Genomic DNA, 22,478 nt, shown 5'->3' with positions numbered 1-22,478 from the left:
TATTCCCACACTCTTCCACTACTATCGACATTTTGCATCGAAGTGTTTACTCTTTCTGAAATTATGGAGGCTTAAATTCACAATTCAGGACTTTATGACTATAAAATTTCCGTTAAAAGCAGTTCCATCGCCTTATGCGAAATTTAACTGCCGAAGACAATCCAATAACATAAAAAAGCCAAGCAGCCACTCCGAATAAACTGAGGAATCGCTGTTTGGCTTTTGTGTCTACAATTTTTATATCGATAGGCTCGCCTGTTTCACTGAAGCCAGCTCGCCGCGGCATTCATTGACGCCTGCTTGCGTGATCTTCACCTGGCACAGCTCACCTTGCAGGGAATCATCACCTTCAAAGAAGACCTGCAAATAATTGTCGCTGAAGCCATGCTGTGTACTCCGGCCCGGAGCATCCTTCGCAGACCGCTCGGGAATCACATTCAGCGTCTGGCCAACGAACTTCTGCGCGTACGCCAGTTGCATTTCCTCGGACAAGTCAATCAGTTCCTGCACACGGGCATTCTTGATCTCTTCATCCACCTGATTGTCCATGCGAGCAGCTGGTGTACCTGTCCGCTTGGAGTACGGAAATACGTGCATTTCCGAGAAATTGACCGCCTTCATGAAGTCATAGCCGGCACGGAACATTTCATCGGTTTCTCCCGGGAATCCGACAATGACGTCAGTTGTAATGCCGACATCCGGCATGGCCTGACGAATCAGCTGCATTTTGGCGTAGTATTCTTCGGTTGTATACTTCCGGCGCATCGTCTTCAGCACATGGTTATGTCCGGCTTGCAGCGGGATGTGCAGATGACGGCACATTTTGGAGGAACGGTTCAGCACTTCTAGCAGCTTCTCATCGATCTGACTGGCTTCAATGGAAGAAATCCGCACGCGCTCCAGTCCATCCACCTTGTCCAGCTCCCAGAGCAGATCGGACAGACGATAGTTATCGAGGTCATCCCCATAGCCTCCGGTATGAATACCGGTCAGAACGAATTCCTTGTAACCGGATTCCACAAGCTGATGTGCCTGAGTCACAATGCTCTTCGGATCACGGCTGCGCGACAGTCCGCGCGACCAGGGAATTATACAGAAGGTGCAGAAGTTATTGCACCCGTCTTGAATCTTCAGGAACGCCCGTGTCCGGTCAGCAAAGGCCGGTACGTCCATCTCCTCAAACTCACGGGTCTTCATGATATTGCGAACCGCATTCACCGGCTGGCGCGATTCCTGAATGTTCTTCACATGCGTCATGATCTGATCCCTGTCCTGGTTGCCGATCACGAGATCGACACCCGGAATATCAAGAATCTCCCCTGGGGACGTCTGCGCATAGCAGCCTGTAACGGCTACGATAGCCTCAGGGTTGCGGCGTACAGCGCGGCGGATCATCTGGCGACTCTTCTTATCACCAGTATTGGTAACAGTACAAGTATTGATCAGATACACATCGGCGGTACCCTCGAAATCCACCTGCTCGTAACCTTCATTTTTGAACAGTTGCCAGATGGCTTCGGTATCATAGAAATTAACTTTGCAACCCAACGTATAAAACGCTACGGATGACATCTCTTAAGCTCCCCCCATTTCTCCGGATTCATATAACAGGCATGCTGCAGCTACCATCCCTGCCGTCTCGCAGCGCAGGATTCGTCGTCCAAGACCCACAGGCACGGCACCGGATGCCTCAGCTTTAGCGGCCTCTTCGACTGTAAAGCCGCCCTCTGGTCCAACCACCACCATTATTTTGATAGCAGACTGGTCCTTCAAGGCTTGTAGCTTTGGAGCCGCGGCGCTGCGCAATTGCAGACCCTCTTCCTTCTCATAGCAAAAATACACGGCGTCATATTCCGCAAACGATTGCAGCAAAAGCTTCCAGGATACTGGAGGCTCTACCGGAGGAATGATGTTCCGGTGGGCCTGCTCTGCGGCTTCCTTGCAGATTTTGCGCCATCGTTCCAGACGCTTGCCTTCCTTGCGTTCGTCATACTGCACAATGGTGCGTTCTGACAGAAACGGCTGAAAGGACACAGCACCGATCTCAGTACATTTCTGGATCACAGTCTCCATCTTGTCACCTTTAGGAAGGCTTTGGGCTACTGTAATCTTGACGCGCGCTTCATGCGTCATTTCCAGGACTTCCACTACATTCGCTGTAACTTCTCCAATTTCAATATGAACAATTTCAACCAAGGCTTCACGGGAGGACCCATCGCTGACAATCAGCTTGTCCCCTTCATTGCCGCGCATGACCTTGGCGATATGGCGAGCATCCTCGCCGCCGATAGTTACGGTATCGCCGCTGAACTGCTCCGGCGTCACAAAATATCGCTGCATCGTATCAACATCCTGTCCGTTATTCAGGCGCCGGGGGACATTGGTCCTGCCTCTGCAGGCTGGCCCCCGCCATCCGGCGCAACATGATAAGCCGTCTTAACGCCAAAAACCATCATACAACGTTTGCCATGCTGTGACCAGCCTTATTGCCCGGCTTTAGCTGCCGAACATCCAGAGGAACATCTTTAGAAAACTTCGGGTCATTTGATCGCCCCAAATATGCAGCGGAGTAATGGTGTACGCTCTCAATGCCGGAATAAATAGAATCAGCAGGAAAATCAGGCTTCCCCACTGCTCATACTGCTGCAGCCGCCCGCGGATCGAACGCGGGGCCAGATCTTCGACAATCCGGTAGCCGTCCAGTGGCGGAAGCGGGATCAGGTTGAACAGGAACAGGAAGAAATTCCACTGAATGAACATACCGAAGAACAAATACACGGCCTGAAGCAAACGAACATTGGTAATGGCTTCGATCGTACCCGTCGCCAGCAGCGCCGCGTAGATCAACGTTCCGAGAATCGCCAGCAACAAGTTACTGATTGGTCCTGCAATAGACACAATAATCCCCATCAGACGTGGGTTTTTGAAGTTGTCCCGATTAACCGGAACGGGCCGCGCCCAACCGAAACCGACCAACAGCATCAAAATAACGCCCAGGAAATCAAAATGAACGGCAGGGTTCAGCGTCATGCGGCCCAGCAGCCGTGCTGTGGGATCGCCGAACTTGTTGGCAAAATAAGCATGTGCAAATTCATGCACCGTAAATGCGATTAATAGTGTGATCAAAAAAAACGGTAACTGTTCAAGCGGTATACTAATAAAATTTCGCAAAAAATCCATCTTTACCTCTTTCCGGCTGTAAATGCCACCCAATCTTCTTCACGGGTAATTTCGATAATCTCAAAGCCGGACGCCGTCAGCGCCTGTGACACCAGACCTTCCTTGTCCTTGTAAATGCCGGAGGTAATGTAGATGCCGCCCGGCTTCAGCGCCCGGTAAACATCATCTGTGAACAATACGATAATCTCTGCGAGAATGTTAGCCACCACAATTTGCACTGGCAGCGTAACGCCAAGACTATCCCCGGCAGGATTCACTTCAGGCTGTATAGGAGCATTAGCCTCTGGTCTTGCCGATGGCCACATGTCTCCGGCCGCTGTATCAGCGGCCTTTTCGCCACCTAATAGCGACAGCAGGTCACTTTCTTTTACAGTAATGGACTCTTCAAGCCGATTTAGCGCCACATTCTCCACCGCGCTCTCCACGGCAACGGGATCAAGATCCAGCGCCAGCACAGAACCTGCGCCCAGCAGCATCGCGCCGACCGCCAAAATGCCGGACCCGGTGCCGACATCAATGACTTCTTCACCGCCAGTGATATTCTTCTCCAGCGCCCGCAAGCATAAAGCTGTCGTGGGATGTGTGCCCGTACCAAAGGCCATGCCAGGGTCGATCTCGATAATTTTTTCGTTCGGACTTTCCGGCGTATACTCTTCCCAAGTCGGCTTGATGGTCAAGCGCTCCGATACGCGCAATGGCTTGAAATACTGCTTCCAGGCATGTGCCCATTCTTCTTCATCCACAGTTTTCCAGGAGATTAGAGCTTTGCCCGGATCAATGCCATATTCCCGCAGTTCCTCTACACGGGGAGTCAGCTCCGCAATCACTTCATCCATATCCACAGACTCAGCGTAATACCCTTTAATTACTGCTTCCCCTTCGGGGATATCATTCAGCGGCTCATCATACAGTTCGCCGTAACGGGTATCCCGCACTTTGCCCAGTATGCCGGATTCCTCGATGGAAACACCGCCCGCGCCTGCTTCATATAAAAAATTAGATATCATTTCTTGCGCTTCTTCGGTTGTATGTATCGTTACTTCATGCCATAACATCTTGTTGGAATCCTCCTTAAATTTGCGAACATTACCAGTATAACATTTCTCCTTGCCTGAGCGCCAAACTGCACGCATAGAGACGCTGAATTAAACTTTTACAACGGTAGGCTCGTGTCCTGGCTCCTGCAGAAACAATCCAGGGTATGGTCATTCACCATGCCGGAAGCCTGCATAAAGGCATAACATATGGTGGTGCCGACGAATTTCATGCCTTTCTTCTTCAGCGCACTGCTCATAGCATCAGATTGCGGGGTGCTGGCAGGCACTTCCGCCCTGCTCTTCCAGTGATTTAGGACAGGCGTTCCGCCAACAAAGCTCCATAAATAATTCGAAAAGCTGCCTTCCTCCCGGATAATTTCCTGATACACGCGCGCATTATTGATGACGGACAGGATCTTCAGCCGATTGCGGATAATCCCGGCATCCTGCATCAGTTCGGCAATTTTTGACTCATCATAAGCACTAATCTTCTCGGGATCGAAACCGTCGAACACGATCCTGAAGCGCTCCCGCTTTTGCAGCACCGTGTACCAGCTTAGTCCTGCCTGCATCCCCTCCAGCATCAGCAGTTCGAACAGCGCCCTATCGTCATACAAGGGTTGTCCCCATTCCGTGTCGTGATAAGCAATATACAAGGGATCAGCGGTGACCCAATCACATCTTTTAATCGTCATCTCCTCCTCTCTATCTTTAATATCGTGGTGTCTCATAGACTCCTTCTTTTGCCCTGCCTTGACAACGTCCTCTTAATGTATACGAAAAAAAGGGAGGAACACAAGGTTCTCCCCATTAAAATAAGGTTAATATTTTGAATTACTTTCCCTAAATACACTAAGGCTGCAGCTGCACCCGGGTCTCTTTGTCCGGCTCGTCGGTCGTGTAGTAGAACATATATAGCGAGGCTTCTGTTTGTTTGAAATCCTTATAGACATCAATAGCCTTGTTGTTGCCATCACCGGCGAAGTTGACCGTTACTGGTCTGCCAAGAATTCTGTCTTTACCAAGGTTAATATGGGTCTGGTTGATACCGCCAAAATGGGCATCCTCGCTTCCAGTCTCTACGTACAAGTCATTACCCCGCATATAGTACGTCCACTGAACAGGATATCCACCAACCGCTCTGTCCAACGTCTGCTTTTTAGTAGAGATGTCGGTCAAGAGAACCGGTGTCTTATCATCTTCATGGGTTGTAACTTTATATTTGCCTACAAAAGTAATCGGCGTCTCCTTGGTGATTACCAGATCGGAAGGTAACTCGAACTTGTAGTTCATCAAATAGGGATCATCCTTGGGCGAACGGAACAACCCGCCCTCAAGCGTTCGTCCATTTACTTCAAGAGCCATTTTTTTATATGGTATATCCGCGAACCCTTTAACCTTAGATCGTACGGCCACCCGGATTTGGGTAGGAGTCACCACCATTTTCTCAATGATATGATTGTCATCGCCAGGCTCTAGCGGAAGATCCAGCGCCGTCTTGATCGTTCCACTCTCCATCTGCTTTTTACTCAACTGCAGATCAAATGCCCAAGGTCCGTCTATATTTTTTTCTACCTTGGTATATTGCAGTTTGTAAGTCGTCTGCCCCGCAGGCAAGTCACTGCTTTTAAAATATTGCTGGGTTGTATAATCGCCATTATCATTCGGCTGACCATAGGTACTTCCAGACAGTGCGTGCAGCGTCTTTCCTTGCACAACCGGCGTAATCATCGGATAAGCCCAGGTTTTGGCTTCTACTTGATCGAATATTATCGCCGAGGAGAAAAGGATCTTATCCGCACCTTGCTTGAACGCTTTGACCTCGATTTTTTGCATGCCATCCTTGCCGATCTGGAAGCTCTGTGCCTTCTCGGAACTGCTGTCTAGCTGCAAGTCCACTTCCTGCTGGCTGTATAACTGGAGAATATCCGCTGTGAGCCTAACTTTCGCCGTATCCTGCTTTGGGGACCAATCACTCTCGAAATAACCGTTATATTTCTGATTCTTCTCATCCCACTGCAAATAGCTAAATTCTCCTTCGCTATTCTTTCCATGTTCATCCTTCAAGCTCATGCCCTTAAGATCCCAGAACTCAGTATCCGCACGTTTCCCGACATCCAGATTGTATAAAATGACCGTCCGGTTCTCATCCACAATCGCCGTGCGTAGCGTTAGCTTAACACCGTCTTTGCTGATTGTCTGCCCCAGTGGCTGACCCATATTCTGATCCAGAACTGCCTGAAGTCCCCCTTTATCCCGCAACACGTTGCCCCAGTCGTAATGAATGGCGGCATACACCGGAGCAGCAGCCAATAGTGCACTGAGTGAAGCGGCCATTGCAATTCTGCGCCAGCTTCTGTGGCGGCGTGTGGATACACTGGCCGGTGTAGAATCCACCGCGACTGAGGTATGCCCGGCTTCTTCCATCCTGTTCCACATGTTCTCAAAATCAGGATAAGGTACGTTCTCATCCTTATTTAATTGACGCTTTAGCGTAGGCTCTATTTTGTCCATAAGATTCTTCCTCCCTGTCTTCTATGTGCACCCCTGCTTCCAGCAGAATGCCTTTCATTAATCGCAGTCCCTTGTGCAGTCTGGATTTCGTCGTTCCCAAGGGGATCGACAACAAGCCGGAAATCTCGGCTAGACTAAAATCATGCATGTAACGCAGTGTCACTACCGCCCTGATTTTATCCGGCAAACGCCGCATGTACCCTGCCCATTCCACTGCGGATTCCCGTTCCTCCGCCAGCCGGTCTACCGGCTTATCTTCATTACCAGTGAACATATACGGATGATCTGCAACCTTCTCATTCAGGCTGCGCCGCCGCCGCAAATGATTCAGGCAATGGTTGACTGTTATTTTCATGATCCAGGCCCGTAAATGCTCGATATGTTTCCGATTGCTGCGGAAGACCGTAATGAATACTTCCTGTGTCAGGTCCTCCGCATCTGCCGCATTATGCACCATGTAGTAGCAGGTTCGATACACATCCCTATTAAAGGATTCGAATAGCTCCCGATTGCTCTCCAATGTTCCCCCTCCTCTCTGATCTCGGATATCTATATAACAATTGAGCCGCCCAAAAGGTTCATTCAGAATATGTAAAGAAAAAATAAAGAGGGCAAGCGGTCTGCTTGCCCTCCATCGGTCCGGGATATGTATGCCACAGCATCCGCCACTTATTTCTTGGAATTGTAATCGCCGATCCTGATTCCCCAGACACTGTCCTTGCGGTGCGCAGCGGCCTCCTGCAGAGCTGGAAGCCTGGTATCTTGCGGATAATGCCGCTCCAGGTAAGAAGCGAATGTACTACGCAGCCCCAGCTCATTTTCCAGCTTGTTGAACTCATTGGGATGCTTCTCCAGCTCCGCCAAAGCCTCTTCCCAGCGGCTGAGATCAGTGTTAGAGGATTGACCATCGCCAATCTTTTGCGCCAGCTCACGCAGTTCACGGTAGGCGAACTTGACGCTGGAGGAATAGCGCTGCTTTTGATTAAGATAGGTGAGTAGTGCGATCACCAGCACGAGTCCGCCCCATAATATGATGTTGTCCATTGTCTCTCCTCCAGATTCTGCAACAAATTCACTGATAGCAAGGGATACGGCACGCTAGCCGGGAAGACCATACTTTTCGATCCAGCCCTCCACCGATTTTTCAAACTTGTTCCGGGTCATGATTTCATGCGTAATGAAATGTCCTTTATAGAACAGACTGTAGCTGGTATATGGAGTGGGTGCGTTCTGCGCTTCTTCTGCAGACATTATGCGGCGCACCTGCAGAGGGATTCCGCGTTCCTGCGCGCCTGTCTCAAGCTCACCTATATAATAGCTGGTATATGGGCACTGTGCGGTATAAAACAGTTGTAATCCTTCCGAAAATTCCACCTTTTGACTCTGTACAGTTGCCTTGAATTTCGGTGTTGGCGCAGTCTCGTTGAATTTCAGAACTACCAGCTCAAAATAAGGTGGTGCCTGGTCACAAACCTGAAAACCGTTATGCAGAAAATAGGATTTGTCTGACAGATACGGCTTCTTCGTCCTGCCTGTTACGGCCACAATGCCGTTAGCTCCTTGCGCTTCCTCCAGGCATTCAGCCAGCAACTGCGCGCCGTGTCCCTTCCCCTTGAAGGAACCAGCTACCCATAAGCAATTGATAAATAAATAACCAGGTGCCTCTACCGGACACCAGGCGTAATCCGCCGGAAGATATTCAATAAATACTTTCTGCCTAACATCCAGTTTTTTGAATCGCAGCCCTTCCTGGAAACGTTCTTGTAGCCATTCCTTCTTCAGCCTAACTCCCTCCGCACACTTCTTGTCCGAGATCGCACAGCATATATGCTGCTGCTCAATATTGTTACTATTCAACGTTATAATGGCAGTATCACTCATCTCAAAAAACCACCTCCCCACAATAGCTTGATTTTCAAATCCAAATATGAAAGCGAATTCAATTATTCAACCAGAACTGCTGGAGTTTCTGGGTATCCTGAAGCACGAACTGATCCGGCAGATCATCCAGACTGGAACAGGCGGAGAACTTATAAGCACTGTTAATAGCATAGGTTTTGAAATAGTAGCTTCCAGCGTCAGGAGAGAGCCCTACTGAGCCATCTGGATGCTTACGTACAGAGAATGAGGTCAAGGGATGCGATAAGCCGCTACCGAGCGCTTTTACATACGCCTCCTTCAACGTCCATATCTCGTAAAAATAATCTGTCCGTGCTTCCTCCGGACGCAGCATTAAATCCTCATATTCCTCGTCTGAGAAAAAGCGTTCCGCGATCGTCAAATCGATAGGCCGGATCTCTTCGATATCTACTCCAAGCCTGCCTGTTCCATAAATTAAGGACACCCACTTGCCCGAATGAGAGACATTGAAGGAAAAGTTCTCTTTGCCTTCCAGATGTGGCTTTCCATACTTATTCTTCTGAAAATGAATTTCCTGATTGGGAATACCCAGTTCCTGGCAAATCACCGTCCGGACCAGAATTTCTCCGAACAAGGAGCGGTAAGCATCCTCAAGGCGTAAAAATCTGCCAATCCCATTACGGCGTTGCACCGAAACTTTGGACTGCCAGAATTCATATGTATTACTGTCCAGCTTACCGGGTATTTCCAATAGTACAATTTGCGACAATATCATCACCCAGCTTTATGTTTATTGAGCACTACTCCTTTGATTATACACCCCGAACACGCAAAAAAGCCCCATCAAGTGGGGCAATTTCTAATATTTTCTTTTACTTTTTCTTCAAAATCTCGTGCAGCTGCCGTTTATCAGCTTCCAGTGACCGCTCCTGAGCTTCCAAATCATCATGATCTGCTTCTGCGGCTGAGAATTCAACATCCTCCAATTTAGCTTCGTACAACATCTTCTGCTTGTCTGTCTTGGAGAAAATTTTGGAGTTCTCTCGATCCATCGTGGCCTCACAATCCTTTCGGGTTTAGTCGTGCTATCTATTGTTTTAGATAAAGCCCCCAGCTTCTTCGATCAAACGCAGCGCCCTGTCATACGAGTCCGAATCCACCACTACAGTCAATAAAATATCTCTTCCCGTGGGGCCGCCATCTCCCCCGTGGCTCATCCCGCTGGCGCTGGTATCCGCCGCCGCAAGAATGCCGGTATGGCTGCGGTCGGCAGTCATTGAAGCCATGCCGGCAATATTCCCAGTGACCGGATTAATGCTCTGGACCGGACCGTTCCCGCCATATTTGCTAAAGCGGTCGATCGAGAGCTCAATTACCCGCAGCGCTTGTAGCTTTCTGGCGACCCCCTCAGCTTCCTCCGGGCTTTTAAAATAGGACAAAATAGAGCGTTCCGGCATCATATCCCCGCTTTCCATTGTAATCAAGCTCCGCATGCGGCTAAGGTTATATTGTCTTAACTCCCTTGAGTTTATGCCTCCATTCCAATACAAAAAAACAGCAGGCCGGAGGTTATCCTCCAGCCTGCTGTTTTATATTAGAAACGATATGCTTTATTCCCCACGGAACGCACGCTTCACACGGTCAAAGAAAGATTGCTCCTGCTCATGCGTATTCTCTCCATTGAGGGCTCCGAACTGGCGCAGCAAGTCTTTCTGCTCTTCGCTCAGCTTGCTTGGCGTTACTACGATGACTCTGACGTGCTGATCACCCTGGCCGTTACCACGCAAGCGTGGTACGCCCTTGCCCTTCAAACGGAAGAAAGTACCCGTTTGCGTCCCGGCTGGGATCTTGAGCTTCACTTTCTCAGTCAAAGTCGGGATCTCAATCTCGTCACCGAGTGCTGCCTGAGCAAAGGTAAGCGGTACCTCGCATAGAATATCATCGTTCTCGCGCTCAAAGAAATCATGCGGCTTCACACGAATGACAATGTACAGGTCGCCCGCAGGGCCGCCCCGTAAACCGCCTTCGCCTTCACCGGTCATACGCAGTTGTGCGCCGTCATCAACACCAGCTGGAATGCGAACATGAATCTTGCGCTGCTTCTTCACCTTACCGTTGCCGGCACAAGTGGTACATTTCTCTTTAATGACTTTACCGGTCCCGCTACAATTTGAGCATGGACGACGGTTGCGCATTTGGCCAAGTGGGGTATTCTGCACGAACTCCTGCTGACCGCTACCGCGGCAGACCGAACAAGTCTCAGGCTTCGTACCCGGCTTAGCACCGGAACCAAAGCAAGTGTCGCAGTCCTCGGTACGTGGAATTGTAATATCCGTTTCCTTGCCGAACACCGCTTCCTTGAACTCAATGGTCATTGTATACTGCAAATCGCTACCGCGCTGCGGAGCATTAGGATCACGGCGTCCGCCGCCGCCGAAGAACATATCGAAGATATCGCCCAGGCCTCCGAAGTCTCCGCCACCACTGAAGCCGCCGCCACCCATACCCTGGTTAGGATCGATATGGCCGTACTGGTCATATCTTGCACGCTGCTGACCATCGCTCAGAACGTCATAGGCTTCCTTCACTTCCTTGAATTTAGCCTCGGCATCGCTGGCTTTGTTCACGTCCGGATGATACTGGCGGGCCAGCTTACGATAGGCTTTCTTGACCTCATCGTCTGAAGCGTCTCTTCCAAGGCCCAGCACTTCATAATAATCGCGTTTATCTGCCACTGCATTCACCTCCGTACCTCTAATTCCGCCCGACAATTCATACTATTCCTCTATCGTTTCAGACGGTGCATACACTTATCCCTGTTACATGTAAAAGGAAAGCCAAAACACGGGATGCCCCGGTTTTGACCTTCCCCCACTTACGACACTTATCGTCTAAGGTTACCCTTGTTTCTTCTCGTCGTCAACAACTTCATAATCAGCATCTACCACATTTTCTCTCTTAGACGCGCCTTCAGGAGCACCTTCTCCGCCGGCAGCGCCTTGTTCAGCTGCTGCTTGCTCGTACAGCTTCACGGACAACTGTTGAACGATTTCGTTCAAAGCTTCTGTAGCTGCATTGATTTCTTCGAGGTTGTCGGTTTGAATAGCCGCTTTTACCTTTTCTTTAGCTTCATTAGCTTTTTCAACTTCGGAAGCATCGGCCTTGTCACCAAGATCCTTGATTACTTTCTCAGTGGAGTACACGAGTTGGTCAGCGTTGTTCTTCGCTTCTACCAGTTCCTTACGCTTACGGTCTTCCTCAGCGTGCAGCTCGGCATCCTTCATCATTTGTTCAACTTCAGCATCGCTCAAGCCGCTGGAAGAAGTGATGGTGATCTTCTGGCTCTTGTTGGTGCCTTTATCGGTAGCCGATACGTTCACGATACCGTTCGCATCGATGTCAAAAGTAACTTCGATTTGTGGTACACCGCGTGGTGCCGGTGGAATCTCGTTAAGCGTAAAGCGACCCAGTGTTTTGTTGCCGTTCGCCATTTGACGCTCACCTTGCAGAACGTGAATTTCTACGCTTGGCTGGCTGTCAGCAAAGGTTGAGAACACTTGAGATTTGCTTGTAGGAATCGTTGTGTTGCGCTCGATCATCTTCGTGAAGACGCCGCCCGCAGTTTCGATACCCAGGGACAATGGAGTTACGTCGAGCAGGACTACGTCTTTAACGTCACCTGTCAGAACGCCCGCTTGAACAGCAGCACCAAGGGCTACCACTTCGTCCGGGTTAACGCCTTTGTGAGGCTCTTTGCCAGTTAGTTTCTTAATGGCATCTTGTACGGCAGGAATCCGTGTAGATCCGCCTACGAGTACGATTCTTGTAAGATCAGCAGGAGTCATGCCTGCATCGCTCAATGCTTGACGTGTTGGGCCCAAAGTACGTTCTACCAGGCCAGCAGTCAACTCATCGAACTTAGCACGGGTCAAGTTAACCTCCAAGTGCTGAGGTACGCCGTCAACGACAGTGATGAACGGAAGGGATACTGTAGTTGTCAGTACGCCGGACAGTTCTTTCTTCGCTTTCTCAGCAGCGTCTTTAAGACGTTGTACAGCCGCTTTATCTTTGCTCAGGTCGATGCCTTGTTCTTTCTTGAATTCAGCTACGAGGTAATTCATAACTACTTCGTCAAAGTCATCGCCACCAAGCTTGTTGTCGCCGCTTGTAGCTTTTACTTCGAAGAAACCATCGCCCAGTTCAAGGATAGATACGTCGAACGTACCACCACCAAGGTCATAGACAAGGATTGTCTGATCTTCGGATTTCTCCAGGCCATAAGCCAAAGCTGCAGCAGTTGGCTCGTTCACGATACGCAGAACTTCCAGACCCGCAATTTTACCGGCATCTTTGGTTGCTTGACGTTGGCTATCATTAAAATAAGCAGGAACAGTGATAACCGCTTGAGTAACGGTTTGGCCAAGATAAGCTTCTGCATCGGATTTCAGCTTTTGCAGAATCATAGCCGAGATTTCTTGTGGAGAGTAATCTTTAGCATCGATGCTTTCTTTATGGTTCGTACCAATATGCCGTTTAATCGAACTGATTGTACGATCAGGGTTGGTGATCGCTTGGCGTTTAGCCGTTTCACCGACGATACGCTCGCCGTCTTTCTTGAAGCCTACAACCGAAGGGGTTGTGCGTGCGCCTTCCGGATTCGGAATAACAACGGCTTCGCCGCCTTCCATAACGGCTACGCAAGAGTTGGTGGTTCCAAGGTCAATACCGATAACTTTACTCACTGTAATTTGCCTCCTCAAAATGTAACGGAGCTTATGCCCCGTTTAAATTTTCCTCTTTATGTGTACCAAATCCCATTGATTCAAAGAAGCAGGCTGACCGCAAATGGTGCGGGCTGCTTCACTTCGCGGGCCAAGGCTTTTCCCGCTTATATAGACAAACTACATGCTGACTTTGACCATGGCTGGACGAAGGACTTTATCCTTCAGGAGATAGCCCTTTTGGACCTCTTCCGTCACGATACCCTCTTCGTGCTCCTCGCTCTCCACCTGCATAATAGCTTGATGATATTCAGGGTTAAAAGGCTGGCCCACCGATTCCATCGCTGTAAGTCCCTCTGACTTTAATACCCCATCCAGTTGACGGAAAATCATGTTCACGCCTTTCGTGAACGCCTCAATCTCTGGACTTGTAGGTGCTGTTGCCAAGGCCCGGTCGAAATTGTCCAGAACTGGAAGCAATTCGTTGATGAGCTTAGAAGTAGCGTACTGAGCCAGTTCTTCTTTCTCTTTCAGGGTCCGGCGGCGGAAATTGTCAAAATCGGCTTGTACACGAAGTACACGCCCGTGCAATTCATCAGCCAGCGTCTGCAGACGAGCTGCATCCCCGGCTTCTTCTGCCGATACAGTACCGGCCTCCGAGACAGTTTCCTCAGTTGCTTGTTCTTCATTCAATTCATTCGGATCTTGAACTTGTTCCTCTTTCAAGTTGTCTTCACCTCCTTAAAATCATCACGAAAATCAATATGGCTCTGTTCACTTATACCAGTGTGCCAGCATCGCTGTCAAATCTCGGGATAAAATGCCCAAGATGCCCATTACCCGCGCGTATTCCATTCGGGTAGGACCGAGAATACCAATGCTGCCTAGCGCCTGGCCGTCCAGGGAGTAAGTCGCTGTAATAAGACTGCAATTCGCAAAGGCCTCATGATCGTTCTCCGTTCCTATCCGCACTTGAATGCCAGGTCCGCCTGGCACGGGCGACATCATCTTGAGCAGCGTAGGCGTCTCCTCCAGCAGATCCAGAATGTGCTTAACCTTGTCGACATCCTTAAATTCTGGCTGGGTCAGCATATTCGTGGCCCCGCTCAGATAGATCCGCTGCTCATTCTCACTGTCGAGCGCGGTATCAAGCATCTTCATCAGCTCTTCATAATGAGAGATATGGCGCTGCATTTCCTGGCCAAGCTCGGTGTAGAGCTGGGTCTTCAGCTTGTAAAGCGGCACATTCTTCAGCTTGCTGTTGAGCAGATTAACGACCTTCTCGATCTCGGAGATTGAAATCTCCGGCGGAATATTAACCGTACGGTTCTCTACCTGCCCCGTGCTGGTGACAATGATCGCTACAGCGGTCTTGTCGTCCAGAGGCAGCAATTGAAAATGGCGTAGTGAAGTATGAAAAACCTCCGGTCCCAGAAGGATGGAAGTGTAATTCGTCATATTAGAAAGAATCATAGCCGCATGCTGGATGACCTGTTCCGTTGCATTCAGCTTCTCAGCGAAAAATGTACGGATCGTCCCCATCTCAGCGATTTCGGCAGAATTCCAAGGTACCAGATGATCCACATAATAGCGGTATCCCTTATGAGATGGAATTCGTCCTGCCGATGTATGAGGCTGTTCAAGATAGCCCAGTTCCTCCAGGTCGGCCATTTCATTACGGATGGTAGCAGGACTGTATCCTACATCGCCCCGCTTAGAAATGCTGCGTGAGCCTACCGGCTCAGCCGAAGAGATATAATCGTCCACAATTGCATTCAGTATCATTCTCTGGCGATCGGTTAACATGACATTCCCTCCTGTCCGCCTGCGGTTTCTGATTCGTTAGCACTCGACTCAGATGAGTGCTAACCACTATTACAAAAATACCAAACTGACATTAACATTGTCAAGTCAGTTCAGCATCTTGGGCATCCGCTTTTTTTCGCTACGTCATGGTATTCTTCTTTATGATACTGATCATGTATGGTTTGAAAAAAAACACCGAACCGACATTGACAAAAGTCAAGTCAGTTCAGCATTTTAAGAACGGCTATTTCATCGCAGGCGTGCTGCTTTTTACAATTTACACAATCGGTCCATACCTTCTCCGGGAAGATCTCCTTCTCAACGATGGTAAATCCGTTTCTCAGGAAGAAATCGACCGCATAGGTCAGTGCCATAATCTTGGGAATCTTCTGCCGTCTGGCTTCCTCGGTCAGTTTATCCACGATCAGGGAACCGATCCCTTTGCCTTTGCATTCAGGACGCAGCCCCAGCGAACGAATCTCCACGAGGTCATTACCCAGCTTGCAGAGCGAGCCGCAACCGACGAATCTGCCATCAATCTCCGCAATGACGAATTGGTCGATCTGGCGGGTCAGGGCTTGCCGGGATCGGGGCAGCATAATACCACTCTGTGCATATTCTTCTATCATCTGAAACAGTGGTTCAACATCTTCCACTGTGGCACTTCTGCATATAGCCCCTGTCTCCGCCTTAGCAGAAACATTCGGCATTAATTCCGGTTTGGCAAGCACTCTAATTCACCCCTCGTTGATAATATGAATAAATATACAACAAGGTGAATTTGAATTCAAGAGTTATTTTAAAATTAAACCTCTGTCAGTGCACCGACAAATTCGCCGAAAACATCGTTGCCAAACAGCACGCCCTGCTTGCTGAGACGGTAGCCGTCGCCCACTCGCTCAAGCAGACCTGCATTCAGCATTTTATGCAGTGAACCGGCAAATATGTCCTCCATGGATTGCCCAAATTGTGCCTGGAATGATGCATCGGAGATTCCTTCGCGCATCCGCAGGCCCACCATCATAAAGTCTTCCATCGCTTCTTCCGGCGTTACCGGATAAGAGTCCAGACGAGGCAGGCCTTTGCTAGCAGCTTCAACATATGGATTAACGCCTTTGATGTTGATATGCCGGTTGCGGCCCACGTAACCATGTGCACCTGCACCAAGTCCGTAGTAATCCTGATTACGCCAGTAGGTAATATTGTGACGGCTTTCCATACCCGGCTTAGCAAAGTTACTGATCTCATACTGCCCGTATCCGGCCTCTTCCATCTTCGACATCAGAAGCAGATACATTTGCAGCTCATCCTCTTCATTAGGAAGCGGAAGCTTATTCTTGTTAAAGAGAGTATGGAAAAGCGTATTCTCCTCCACCTTGAGACTGTAGATGGAATAGTGTGGCAGGTTCAGCTCCAGTGCTTTGCGGACACTTTCAGCCAGCATATCAACAGTTTGGTTAGGCAAGCCAAACATCAGGTCTACGGAAAGATTGTTCAGACCTACAGCACGCGCGTTCTCCAAACTGCGATAGACATCGTCTACATTATGAATGCGGCCGATTCCGGTGAGCAGCTCGTTCTGGAAAGCCTGTACACCGAAGCTGACCCGATTAACTCCGCCTTCTTTCATCACGGCTAACTTGTCGATGTCGGTAGTGCCAGGGTTGGCTTCCATTGAGAACTCGATATCATCGGCCCAATTCGGAAAGTGTCTCCGTACAGAAGCCAGGAAATAAGCCATCTCGTCTGGCTTCAGCACAGTCGGCGTTCCGCCGCCCACGAAGATTGAACGGATCACGCCGGGCGGAGTGATTGCAACAGTCTGCTCCATTTCCTGGTCCAGTGCACGAAGATAGTCCATTACGGGCTGGTCCTTCAGGACATAGGAATTGAAATCACAATAAAAGCACTTGTTCGTGCAAAAAGGGATATGAATATATACAGCCTCAGGGGGACGGCCGTGGGTTTGGGTTGTCATAGCTGTCTCCTTTATTCTATCGAATGATGTCAGGGCAGGATCGCCTGATCTTAAAAAGTAAGAAGAAACGGCTCCGCCTTCCTCTATGAAGAGGTGGGTACCCGTTTCTCATATAGGTTTAAACCTTCGAATCTCCAGAAAAGGGAAGCCTGACGGCTTCCCTTACAGGATTGTTTTCTTATAAATGAAGCAGCTTCGATGTGATTACAGCAGCCTACTCGTCGATCTTGAGTACCGCCATAAACGCTTCTTGCGGCACCTCTACGCTGCCGACCTGCTTCATGCGCTTCTTACCTTCCTTCTGCTTCTCCAGCAATTTCCGCTTCCGCGAAATATCACCGCCGTAGCATTTGGCAAGGACGTTCTTACGCATCGCCTTAACGGTCTCACGCGCAACAACCTTTGTTCCGATTGTCGCCTGAATCGGCACCTCGAACATCTGACGCGGAATGATGCCGCGCAGCTTCTCACAGATAATGCGTCCGCGGTTGTAGGCGCGGTCGCGGTGCACGATAAAGGACAAGGCATCGACTTGCTCGTTGTTGAGCAGGATATCCATCTTGACCAGATTCGAACGGCGGTAGCCGGAAATCTCATAGTCAAAGGATGCATAACCCTTCGTGCCCGATTTAAGCTGGTCGAAGAAGTCATATACAATCTCGGACAGCGGAATCTGGTAAGTGATTGTAACCCGATTCGAATCCAGGTACTCCATATTCACGAACTCGCCGCGCTTGTTCTGGCAAAGCTCCATTACCGTACCTACATAATCATTCGGAACGATGATTGCTGCTTTGACATACGGCTCTTCCACGTAATCGATAGTGCCAATTTCCGGATAGTGTGACGGGTTGTCAATCTGGATCATTTCCCCGCTTGTCAGCATAATCCGGTAGATAACGCTTGGCGCCGTCGTAATCAGCGGCAGATTGAACTCGCGCTCAATCCGTTCCTGAATGATCTCCATATGGAGCAGACCCAAGAAGCCGCAACGGAAGCCGAAGCCAAGTGCGCTTGAGCTTTCCGGCTCAAAGCTGAGCGATGCGTCATTAAGCTGCAGCTTCTCCAACGCCTCACGCAGATCATTGTAATCCGATGTTTCGATTGGATAAAGACCGCAATAGACCATCGGGTTGATTCTACGGTAACCCGGTAATGGCTCTGGTGTCGGATTCTTCGCATCCGTTACCGTATCACCGACACGGGTATCTCCGACATGCTTGATACCAGCCACGATAAAGCCTACATCGCCGATATTCAGTTCTTTCACAATAGTCATGCGAGGCATAAACGCGCCCACCTCAATAACCTCAAAGGTTTTGTCGGTAGCCATCATCTTGATCTTCGAGCCCGCACGGATACTGCCGTCAATGACGCGGACATAGACGATAACGCCTTTGTACGGATCGTAATGGGAGTCGAAAATCAGTGCCTTCAGCGGATCTGCCGAGTTGCCTGTTGGCGCCGGGACCTGCTTGACGACCTGCTCCAGAATTTCCTTGATACCGATCCCGGCTTTAGCGGAAGCGAGTACGGCTTCACTGGCATCCAGGCCGATGACATCCTCGATTTCCTGCTTGACCCGCTCAGGGTCGGCACTCGGCAAATCGATCTTGTTAATGACAGGCAGAATCTCGAGATTATTATCCAGCGCCAGATAGACGTTGGCTAGGGTCTGAGCCTCAATCCCTTGTGCCGCGTCCACAACCAGCAGCGCACCTTCACAGGCGGCAAGACTGCGGGAGACCTCATAGGTGAAGTCGACGTGTCCCGGTGTGTCAATCAGATTGAGCAAATATTCCTCACCGTCGTCAGCTTTGTAGCTCAGACGAACGGCCTGCAATTTGATGGTAATCCCGCGCTCGCGCTCCAGATCCATCTGATCGAGTACCTGCTCCTGCATTTCACGGGAGGTCAGCGCGCCCGTATATTCCAAAATGCGGTCAGCCAAGGTCGATTTACCATGGTCTATATGTGCAATAATCGAGAAATTGCGGATTTGTTGTTGTCTTTTCTGTACGTCAGTCATTCCTTACCCCCACAGACAGCCTATGTTAATCCATTTATTATAACAGTACAATCTTCCCCCAGCAATCCCGGGCTGACGCAAGGGATAAAATCACAGTGCAAATAGCAGTGAACGCCCTCCCCTGAAAGGAGCATTCACTGCCGTAAGTCGAGCCATGTAAGTGAAGATCGAGCGGAAAGCTTACCTGCGGCGTAAAAATACTAATGCCGGATCGGAGCCTCACTCCGCTGAAGAAAACAACGAGACGACCCAGCGAATCCCTTTTTGCGAGGCCTCCTGGAGCAGCCCTGCCGTCTTGTCCGCCAGCACATCCACCGTGGGCTTCTGCCCCTCCGGGACCAGGATTTGTTCCGGCGTCAAAGTCGTATTGTTGTACTCCTCCGTCTCCTGCTGCGGCTGATTATTCTGTGTCTGTGCCGTCGCGCTCGTCTCCGTACGCACCGGGAGCGGCGTGTACGCTCCGGTTGCGGGATCGACCGCCATAGGAACGTACACATAGGTCTGGGGAGCACCTGCGCTGGGAGCAGGCTGCTGCCTTACTCCCCCAGCCCCTGCTGCTGCCGGAATGTTCTGTGCGGCTTGCGTCCCGGAATCCCAGCCCGGAAGCACATCGGAGATTTTGGTCCCGCCCCCTCCGAATTGCATGCCAATCAGAACACCAATGCCAGCCCAGATAGCAACCATTGTCAATTTTCTTCCGACTCGCGACATTTCCTCACCTTCTCTCCTTACGTTAAATTTAGGACGCCTTGTTCGTTGGGGCTTTACCTGCCGCTTGGCCACCAGCTTCACCTGTTGCCTTGGCACTGTCGCCGGACGGTTCACCCCCAGGCTGTGCAGCTGGAGCCGTTGTGGCAGGTGAAGTTACAGTCTGTGGCGCATCGACTTTATCCGCCTTCTGATTCTTCCAGTACACATCCGCAATGATGTCCCCGAGAATTTCCGCGGTCCGTTTCAGCTCCTCCTCGGTGTTGTCAATTCCGCCCACCTCTATGAGCACACTGTTGGGGGAAAGCGACTGGTTGTATTCCCCGTTCCCCTGACTAGAGGTCTTGCCCCAAATGCCTCTTGAAAGGCCAGGGTAGCTCTTTTCCAATTCCTGATGAATCTTGTTCGCAAAAGCCTCGTTTTTCTTCCAATCTTTATTTTCATGTCCCAAAATAAAATAAACCTGGGCATAGCTTTTACCATCGATGACTGTCGTCGTTTTGCCATGCCGCTGTGAGTCACGGTGAATGTCAATGAGATCAGTCAGCTGATCATTACCCGCCAGTGCCGCCTTAACCGTGATCCGGGAATATTTATAAGAGAAGTTCCATTTGTAATCCTTCACCTTGGTGGCATAGTCCTCCTGGGAATGAAGCGTCCCAACGCCATGCTCTTCGAGTCGTTTGGCAATATATGAACCTACCAGCATAATATTCTTCGAGGGGAGCGACGAACTGGGATTATCGCTCTGCGCCCCCAGCAAGGGGTTGAAAGCTTCCCGAGGATGCGAGTGATAGATCAGGACACGTTTGATTGAGGTGTCTTCTGGTACATTGTCTCCGCCCGTGTCCGGCGACGGGGTGGCCACCGGTACATCTGGCACAGAGCCTTCGTCGCTACCAGGATCCTCCGTCCCGTTGATTGCAGGAGGATCATGTTCCTGCCCGCCGTCTTCTGAGGCTAGCTCATCTGTTCCGGGGTGATAGTCCGCAGGCGCGCCCGCCACACCGCCGGACCCTTTTCGTAGTAGAAAGGGGTCATCCGCGCCCATTCCCGGCACCTCGCGGGCCAGAAGACTTTTGGGATCGCCGGGATTCACACTGGTCAGCAATTGAAACACAAATGATGTTACATTTTTAGGTGACAACTCCTCCGCCTCCTTGCCTTGCGGCAAATGCGGCACCTCCATCCCCAGGATTTCCATAAAGAAACCGCTGGATAGTGAGGCAGCAAGACCTTTCATAGAAGGAATGGGTGAAGAGTTCAACTTCTGTCCGGCAATTCCGCCGGCGCCCAGCAGCATAAAGAAGACAAGCGAGCCTCCGGCCAGCAGCAGCATCGTTCTTCCCAGCGACAAAACATCCAGCACTTTTCCCCGCAGCCGGCCGATGTTCCATAGCTGAAACCATTTTTTATTCATTATTGTTATGTCCTCCTCCAGCCCTCTGTAATCTCTTATACTTCAAATCTATGAGCAGAAGAGTGCTGCTAGAACCGAAAATAGAAGACAAACAAATAGAGCCGCATTTTAATAGAAATCCAATCAATAGGAATGAAATTAATACGGCGCATAAAAAAACAGGACCCGGCGGACCGCCATCACAGCAGATCACCGAGTCTTGCTCTGGACTAGTGAGTGTATGCTCCCACGTTAGTGGGATCGACTGCCTCATGCAGCGCCGCGTTCAATCCGCTAGCTACAATATTGGCGATATCTTCAATGAACTCATCTATTTCTTTAGGTGTAACAATCAGATCATGGCCGAGCGGTTCCAGCACTTCTTTCACCAGCGTAAGCCGATCCTGCTCCGAGATATCATCGAGCATCCCCATAATTTCCTTGGTAGGAGCACCCTGACCGAAATGACTTTTCATCATCTCCAGCACGTTGTTGACTATCGTTGAGGCATAGCAGACGGTGGGAACACCGATGGCGATACACGGAACACCCAGCACTTCCCGGGTAAGACCACGCCGCTTATTGCCAATCCCGGAACCGGGATGGATCCCAATATCAGCAATCTGGATGGTGGTATTAATCCGCTCCAGCGAGCGGGAGGCCAGCGCGTCAATCGCGATAATAACATCTGGCTTGGTGCGATCCACAATCCCCTGAACCACTTCACTGGATTCAATTCCCGTCAATCCAAGTACACCCGGGGCAATCGCACTGACCTTCCGGTAACCTGGAGACACCTGGTCCGGGACCAATTCGTAGAACTGGCGTGTGACAAGTGCATTCTCGACCACCAGTGGACCCAGCGAGTCTGGTGTCACATTCCAGTTCCCCAAGCCGACAATGAGCGCAGAGGAGTCTTTGCCGATGCCGATTCGAGTCATAAAACCCTCAAATTCACGGGCAAAGGCTTCTGCCACCTTTTGCTGCAGACCTGTATCCCCGCCGCGCAGACCCGGAACTTCCAGTGTCACATAATTGCCGATAGCACGTCCGATCGCCTGCGATCCGGCAGGAGTCGCTACACCAAGTCTGGTGATTTTAATGCCGTCCGATTCTTCGACTTCCTCGTTCACACCAGGAATCGGCGATTTTGTCGGCCCTTGGGCCATTTCCCTCGCTTCAAGCGCCAAATCCGTGCGCACCGAATACAGTTGCAGATCCAGTTCCATTGTTATATCAGCCTCCT

22 protein-coding genes are annotated in these 22,478 nt (G+C 50.2%); all 22 read right to left on the bottom strand.

The genetic code is table 11. From position 1 onward, the window contains the following. Positions 1-237: 237 nt before the first annotated feature. Positions 238-1,572: a tRNA (N(6)-L-threonylcarbamoyladenosine(37)-C(2))-methylthiotransferase MtaB gene (gene mtaB / locus HPT30_RS18495; protein ID WP_066364304.1), complete on the bottom strand. Its 1,335-nt coding sequence runs from the start codon at positions 1,570-1,572 to the stop codon at positions 238-240. A 3-nt stretch (positions 1,573-1,575) separates the two neighbouring features. Then, positions 1,576-2,340 (bottom strand): RsmE family RNA methyltransferase, encoded by a 765-nt coding sequence (locus tag HPT30_RS18490; protein ID WP_175372831.1) that lies wholly within the window; start codon positions 2,338-2,340, stop codon positions 1,576-1,578. 156 nt (positions 2,341-2,496) lie between these two features. Next, positions 2,497-3,180: a site-2 protease family protein gene (locus HPT30_RS18485; RefSeq protein WP_175372830.1), complete on the bottom strand. Its 684-nt coding sequence runs from the start codon at positions 3,178-3,180 to the stop codon at positions 2,497-2,499. Between the two features lie 2 nt (positions 3,181-3,182). Continuing rightward, positions 3,183-4,235, bottom strand: a complete 1,053-nt coding sequence (prmA, locus tag HPT30_RS18480) for a 50S ribosomal protein L11 methyltransferase (protein WP_175372829.1) — start codon at positions 4,233-4,235, stop codon at positions 3,183-3,185. A gap of 98 nt (positions 4,236-4,333) precedes the next feature. After that, positions 4,334-4,912 (bottom strand): DNA-3-methyladenine glycosylase I, encoded by a 579-nt coding sequence (locus HPT30_RS18475; RefSeq protein ID WP_175372828.1) that lies wholly within the window; start codon positions 4,910-4,912, stop codon positions 4,334-4,336. A gap of 157 nt (positions 4,913-5,069) precedes the next feature. Continuing rightward, positions 5,070-6,731, bottom strand: a complete 1,662-nt coding sequence (locus tag HPT30_RS18470) for a DUF4179 domain-containing protein (protein WP_175372827.1) — start codon at positions 6,729-6,731, stop codon at positions 5,070-5,072. Further along, positions 6,691-7,251, bottom strand: a complete 561-nt coding sequence (locus HPT30_RS18465; RefSeq protein WP_175372826.1) for an RNA polymerase sigma factor — start codon at positions 7,249-7,251, stop codon at positions 6,691-6,693. The genes HPT30_RS18470 and HPT30_RS18465 overlap by 41 nt, the downstream gene beginning before the upstream one ends. 149 nt (positions 7,252-7,400) lie before the next feature. After that, a complete protein-coding gene (locus HPT30_RS18460) occupies positions 7,401-7,775 on the bottom strand; it encodes a hypothetical protein (protein WP_175372825.1) in 375 nt (124 codons plus the stop codon). Between the two features lie 54 nt (positions 7,776-7,829). Beyond that, positions 7,830-8,612, bottom strand: coding sequence for an N-acetyltransferase (locus HPT30_RS18455; RefSeq protein WP_175372824.1), 783 nt, complete (start codon positions 8,610-8,612; stop codon positions 7,830-7,832). Between the two features lie 58 nt (positions 8,613-8,670). After that, entirely contained in the window at positions 8,671-9,360 is a 690-nt protein-coding gene (locus HPT30_RS18450; RefSeq protein WP_175372823.1) for a 4'-phosphopantetheinyl transferase family protein, read from the bottom strand. Between the two features lie 103 nt (positions 9,361-9,463). Further along, positions 9,464-9,643: a YfhD family protein gene (locus HPT30_RS18445; protein ID WP_175372822.1), complete on the bottom strand. Its 180-nt coding sequence runs from the start codon at positions 9,641-9,643 to the stop codon at positions 9,464-9,466. Between the two features lie 45 nt (positions 9,644-9,688). Next, positions 9,689-10,048, bottom strand: coding sequence for a hypothetical protein (locus HPT30_RS18440; protein ID WP_175372935.1), 360 nt, complete (start codon positions 10,046-10,048; stop codon positions 9,689-9,691). Between the two features lie 153 nt (positions 10,049-10,201). Next, entirely contained in the window at positions 10,202-11,326 is a 1,125-nt protein-coding gene (gene dnaJ, locus HPT30_RS18435) for a molecular chaperone DnaJ (RefSeq protein ID WP_175372821.1), read from the bottom strand. A 162-nt stretch (positions 11,327-11,488) separates the two neighbouring features. Next, on the bottom strand, positions 11,489-13,333 hold the full coding sequence (gene dnaK / locus HPT30_RS18430; protein ID WP_175372820.1) for a molecular chaperone DnaK: 1,845 nt from the start codon (positions 13,331-13,333) through the stop codon (positions 11,489-11,491). 159 nt (positions 13,334-13,492) lie between these two features. After that, positions 13,493-14,038: a nucleotide exchange factor GrpE gene (grpE, locus tag HPT30_RS18425; protein WP_175372819.1), complete on the bottom strand. Its 546-nt coding sequence runs from the start codon at positions 14,036-14,038 to the stop codon at positions 13,493-13,495. Between the two features lie 48 nt (positions 14,039-14,086). After that, entirely contained in the window at positions 14,087-15,118 is a 1,032-nt protein-coding gene (hrcA, locus tag HPT30_RS18420) for a heat-inducible transcriptional repressor HrcA (RefSeq protein ID WP_175372818.1), read from the bottom strand. A gap of 221 nt (positions 15,119-15,339) precedes the next feature. Continuing rightward, positions 15,340-15,828, bottom strand: coding sequence for an N-acetyltransferase (locus HPT30_RS18415; protein WP_175372934.1), 489 nt, complete (start codon positions 15,826-15,828; stop codon positions 15,340-15,342). A 95-nt stretch (positions 15,829-15,923) separates the two neighbouring features. Continuing rightward, entirely contained in the window at positions 15,924-17,096 is a 1,173-nt protein-coding gene (gene hemW, locus HPT30_RS18410; RefSeq protein ID WP_175372817.1) for a radical SAM family heme chaperone HemW, read from the bottom strand. 214 nt (positions 17,097-17,310) lie between these two features. Further along, positions 17,311-19,125 carry a translation elongation factor 4 gene (gene lepA, locus HPT30_RS18405; RefSeq protein ID WP_175372816.1) on the bottom strand — a complete coding sequence of 605 codons (1,815 nt, stop codon included), beginning with the start codon at positions 19,123-19,125 and terminating at the stop codon, positions 17,311-17,313. A gap of 219 nt (positions 19,126-19,344) precedes the next feature. Continuing rightward, positions 19,345-19,836 carry a hypothetical protein gene (locus HPT30_RS18400; RefSeq protein ID WP_175372815.1) on the bottom strand — a complete coding sequence of 164 codons (492 nt, stop codon included), beginning with the start codon at positions 19,834-19,836 and terminating at the stop codon, positions 19,345-19,347. 28 nt (positions 19,837-19,864) lie between these two features. Further along, positions 19,865-21,253 carry a stage II sporulation protein P gene (locus tag HPT30_RS18395; protein ID WP_175372814.1) on the bottom strand — a complete coding sequence of 463 codons (1,389 nt, stop codon included), beginning with the start codon at positions 21,251-21,253 and terminating at the stop codon, positions 19,865-19,867. A 209-nt stretch (positions 21,254-21,462) separates the two neighbouring features. Beyond that, positions 21,463-22,461: a GPR endopeptidase gene (gene gpr, locus HPT30_RS18390; RefSeq protein WP_175372813.1), complete on the bottom strand. Its 999-nt coding sequence runs from the start codon at positions 22,459-22,461 to the stop codon at positions 21,463-21,465. Between the last annotated feature and the right edge of the window lie 17 nt (positions 22,462-22,478).

Source organism: Paenibacillus agri (assembly GCF_013359945.1).
In the GTDB taxonomy this organism is placed as follows: domain Bacteria; phylum Bacillota; class Bacilli; order Paenibacillales; family Paenibacillaceae; genus Paenibacillus_AQ; species Paenibacillus_AQ agri.
Note: the sequence above shows the minus strand (reverse complement) of the source record. Positions and strands in the feature narration are given on the sequence as shown.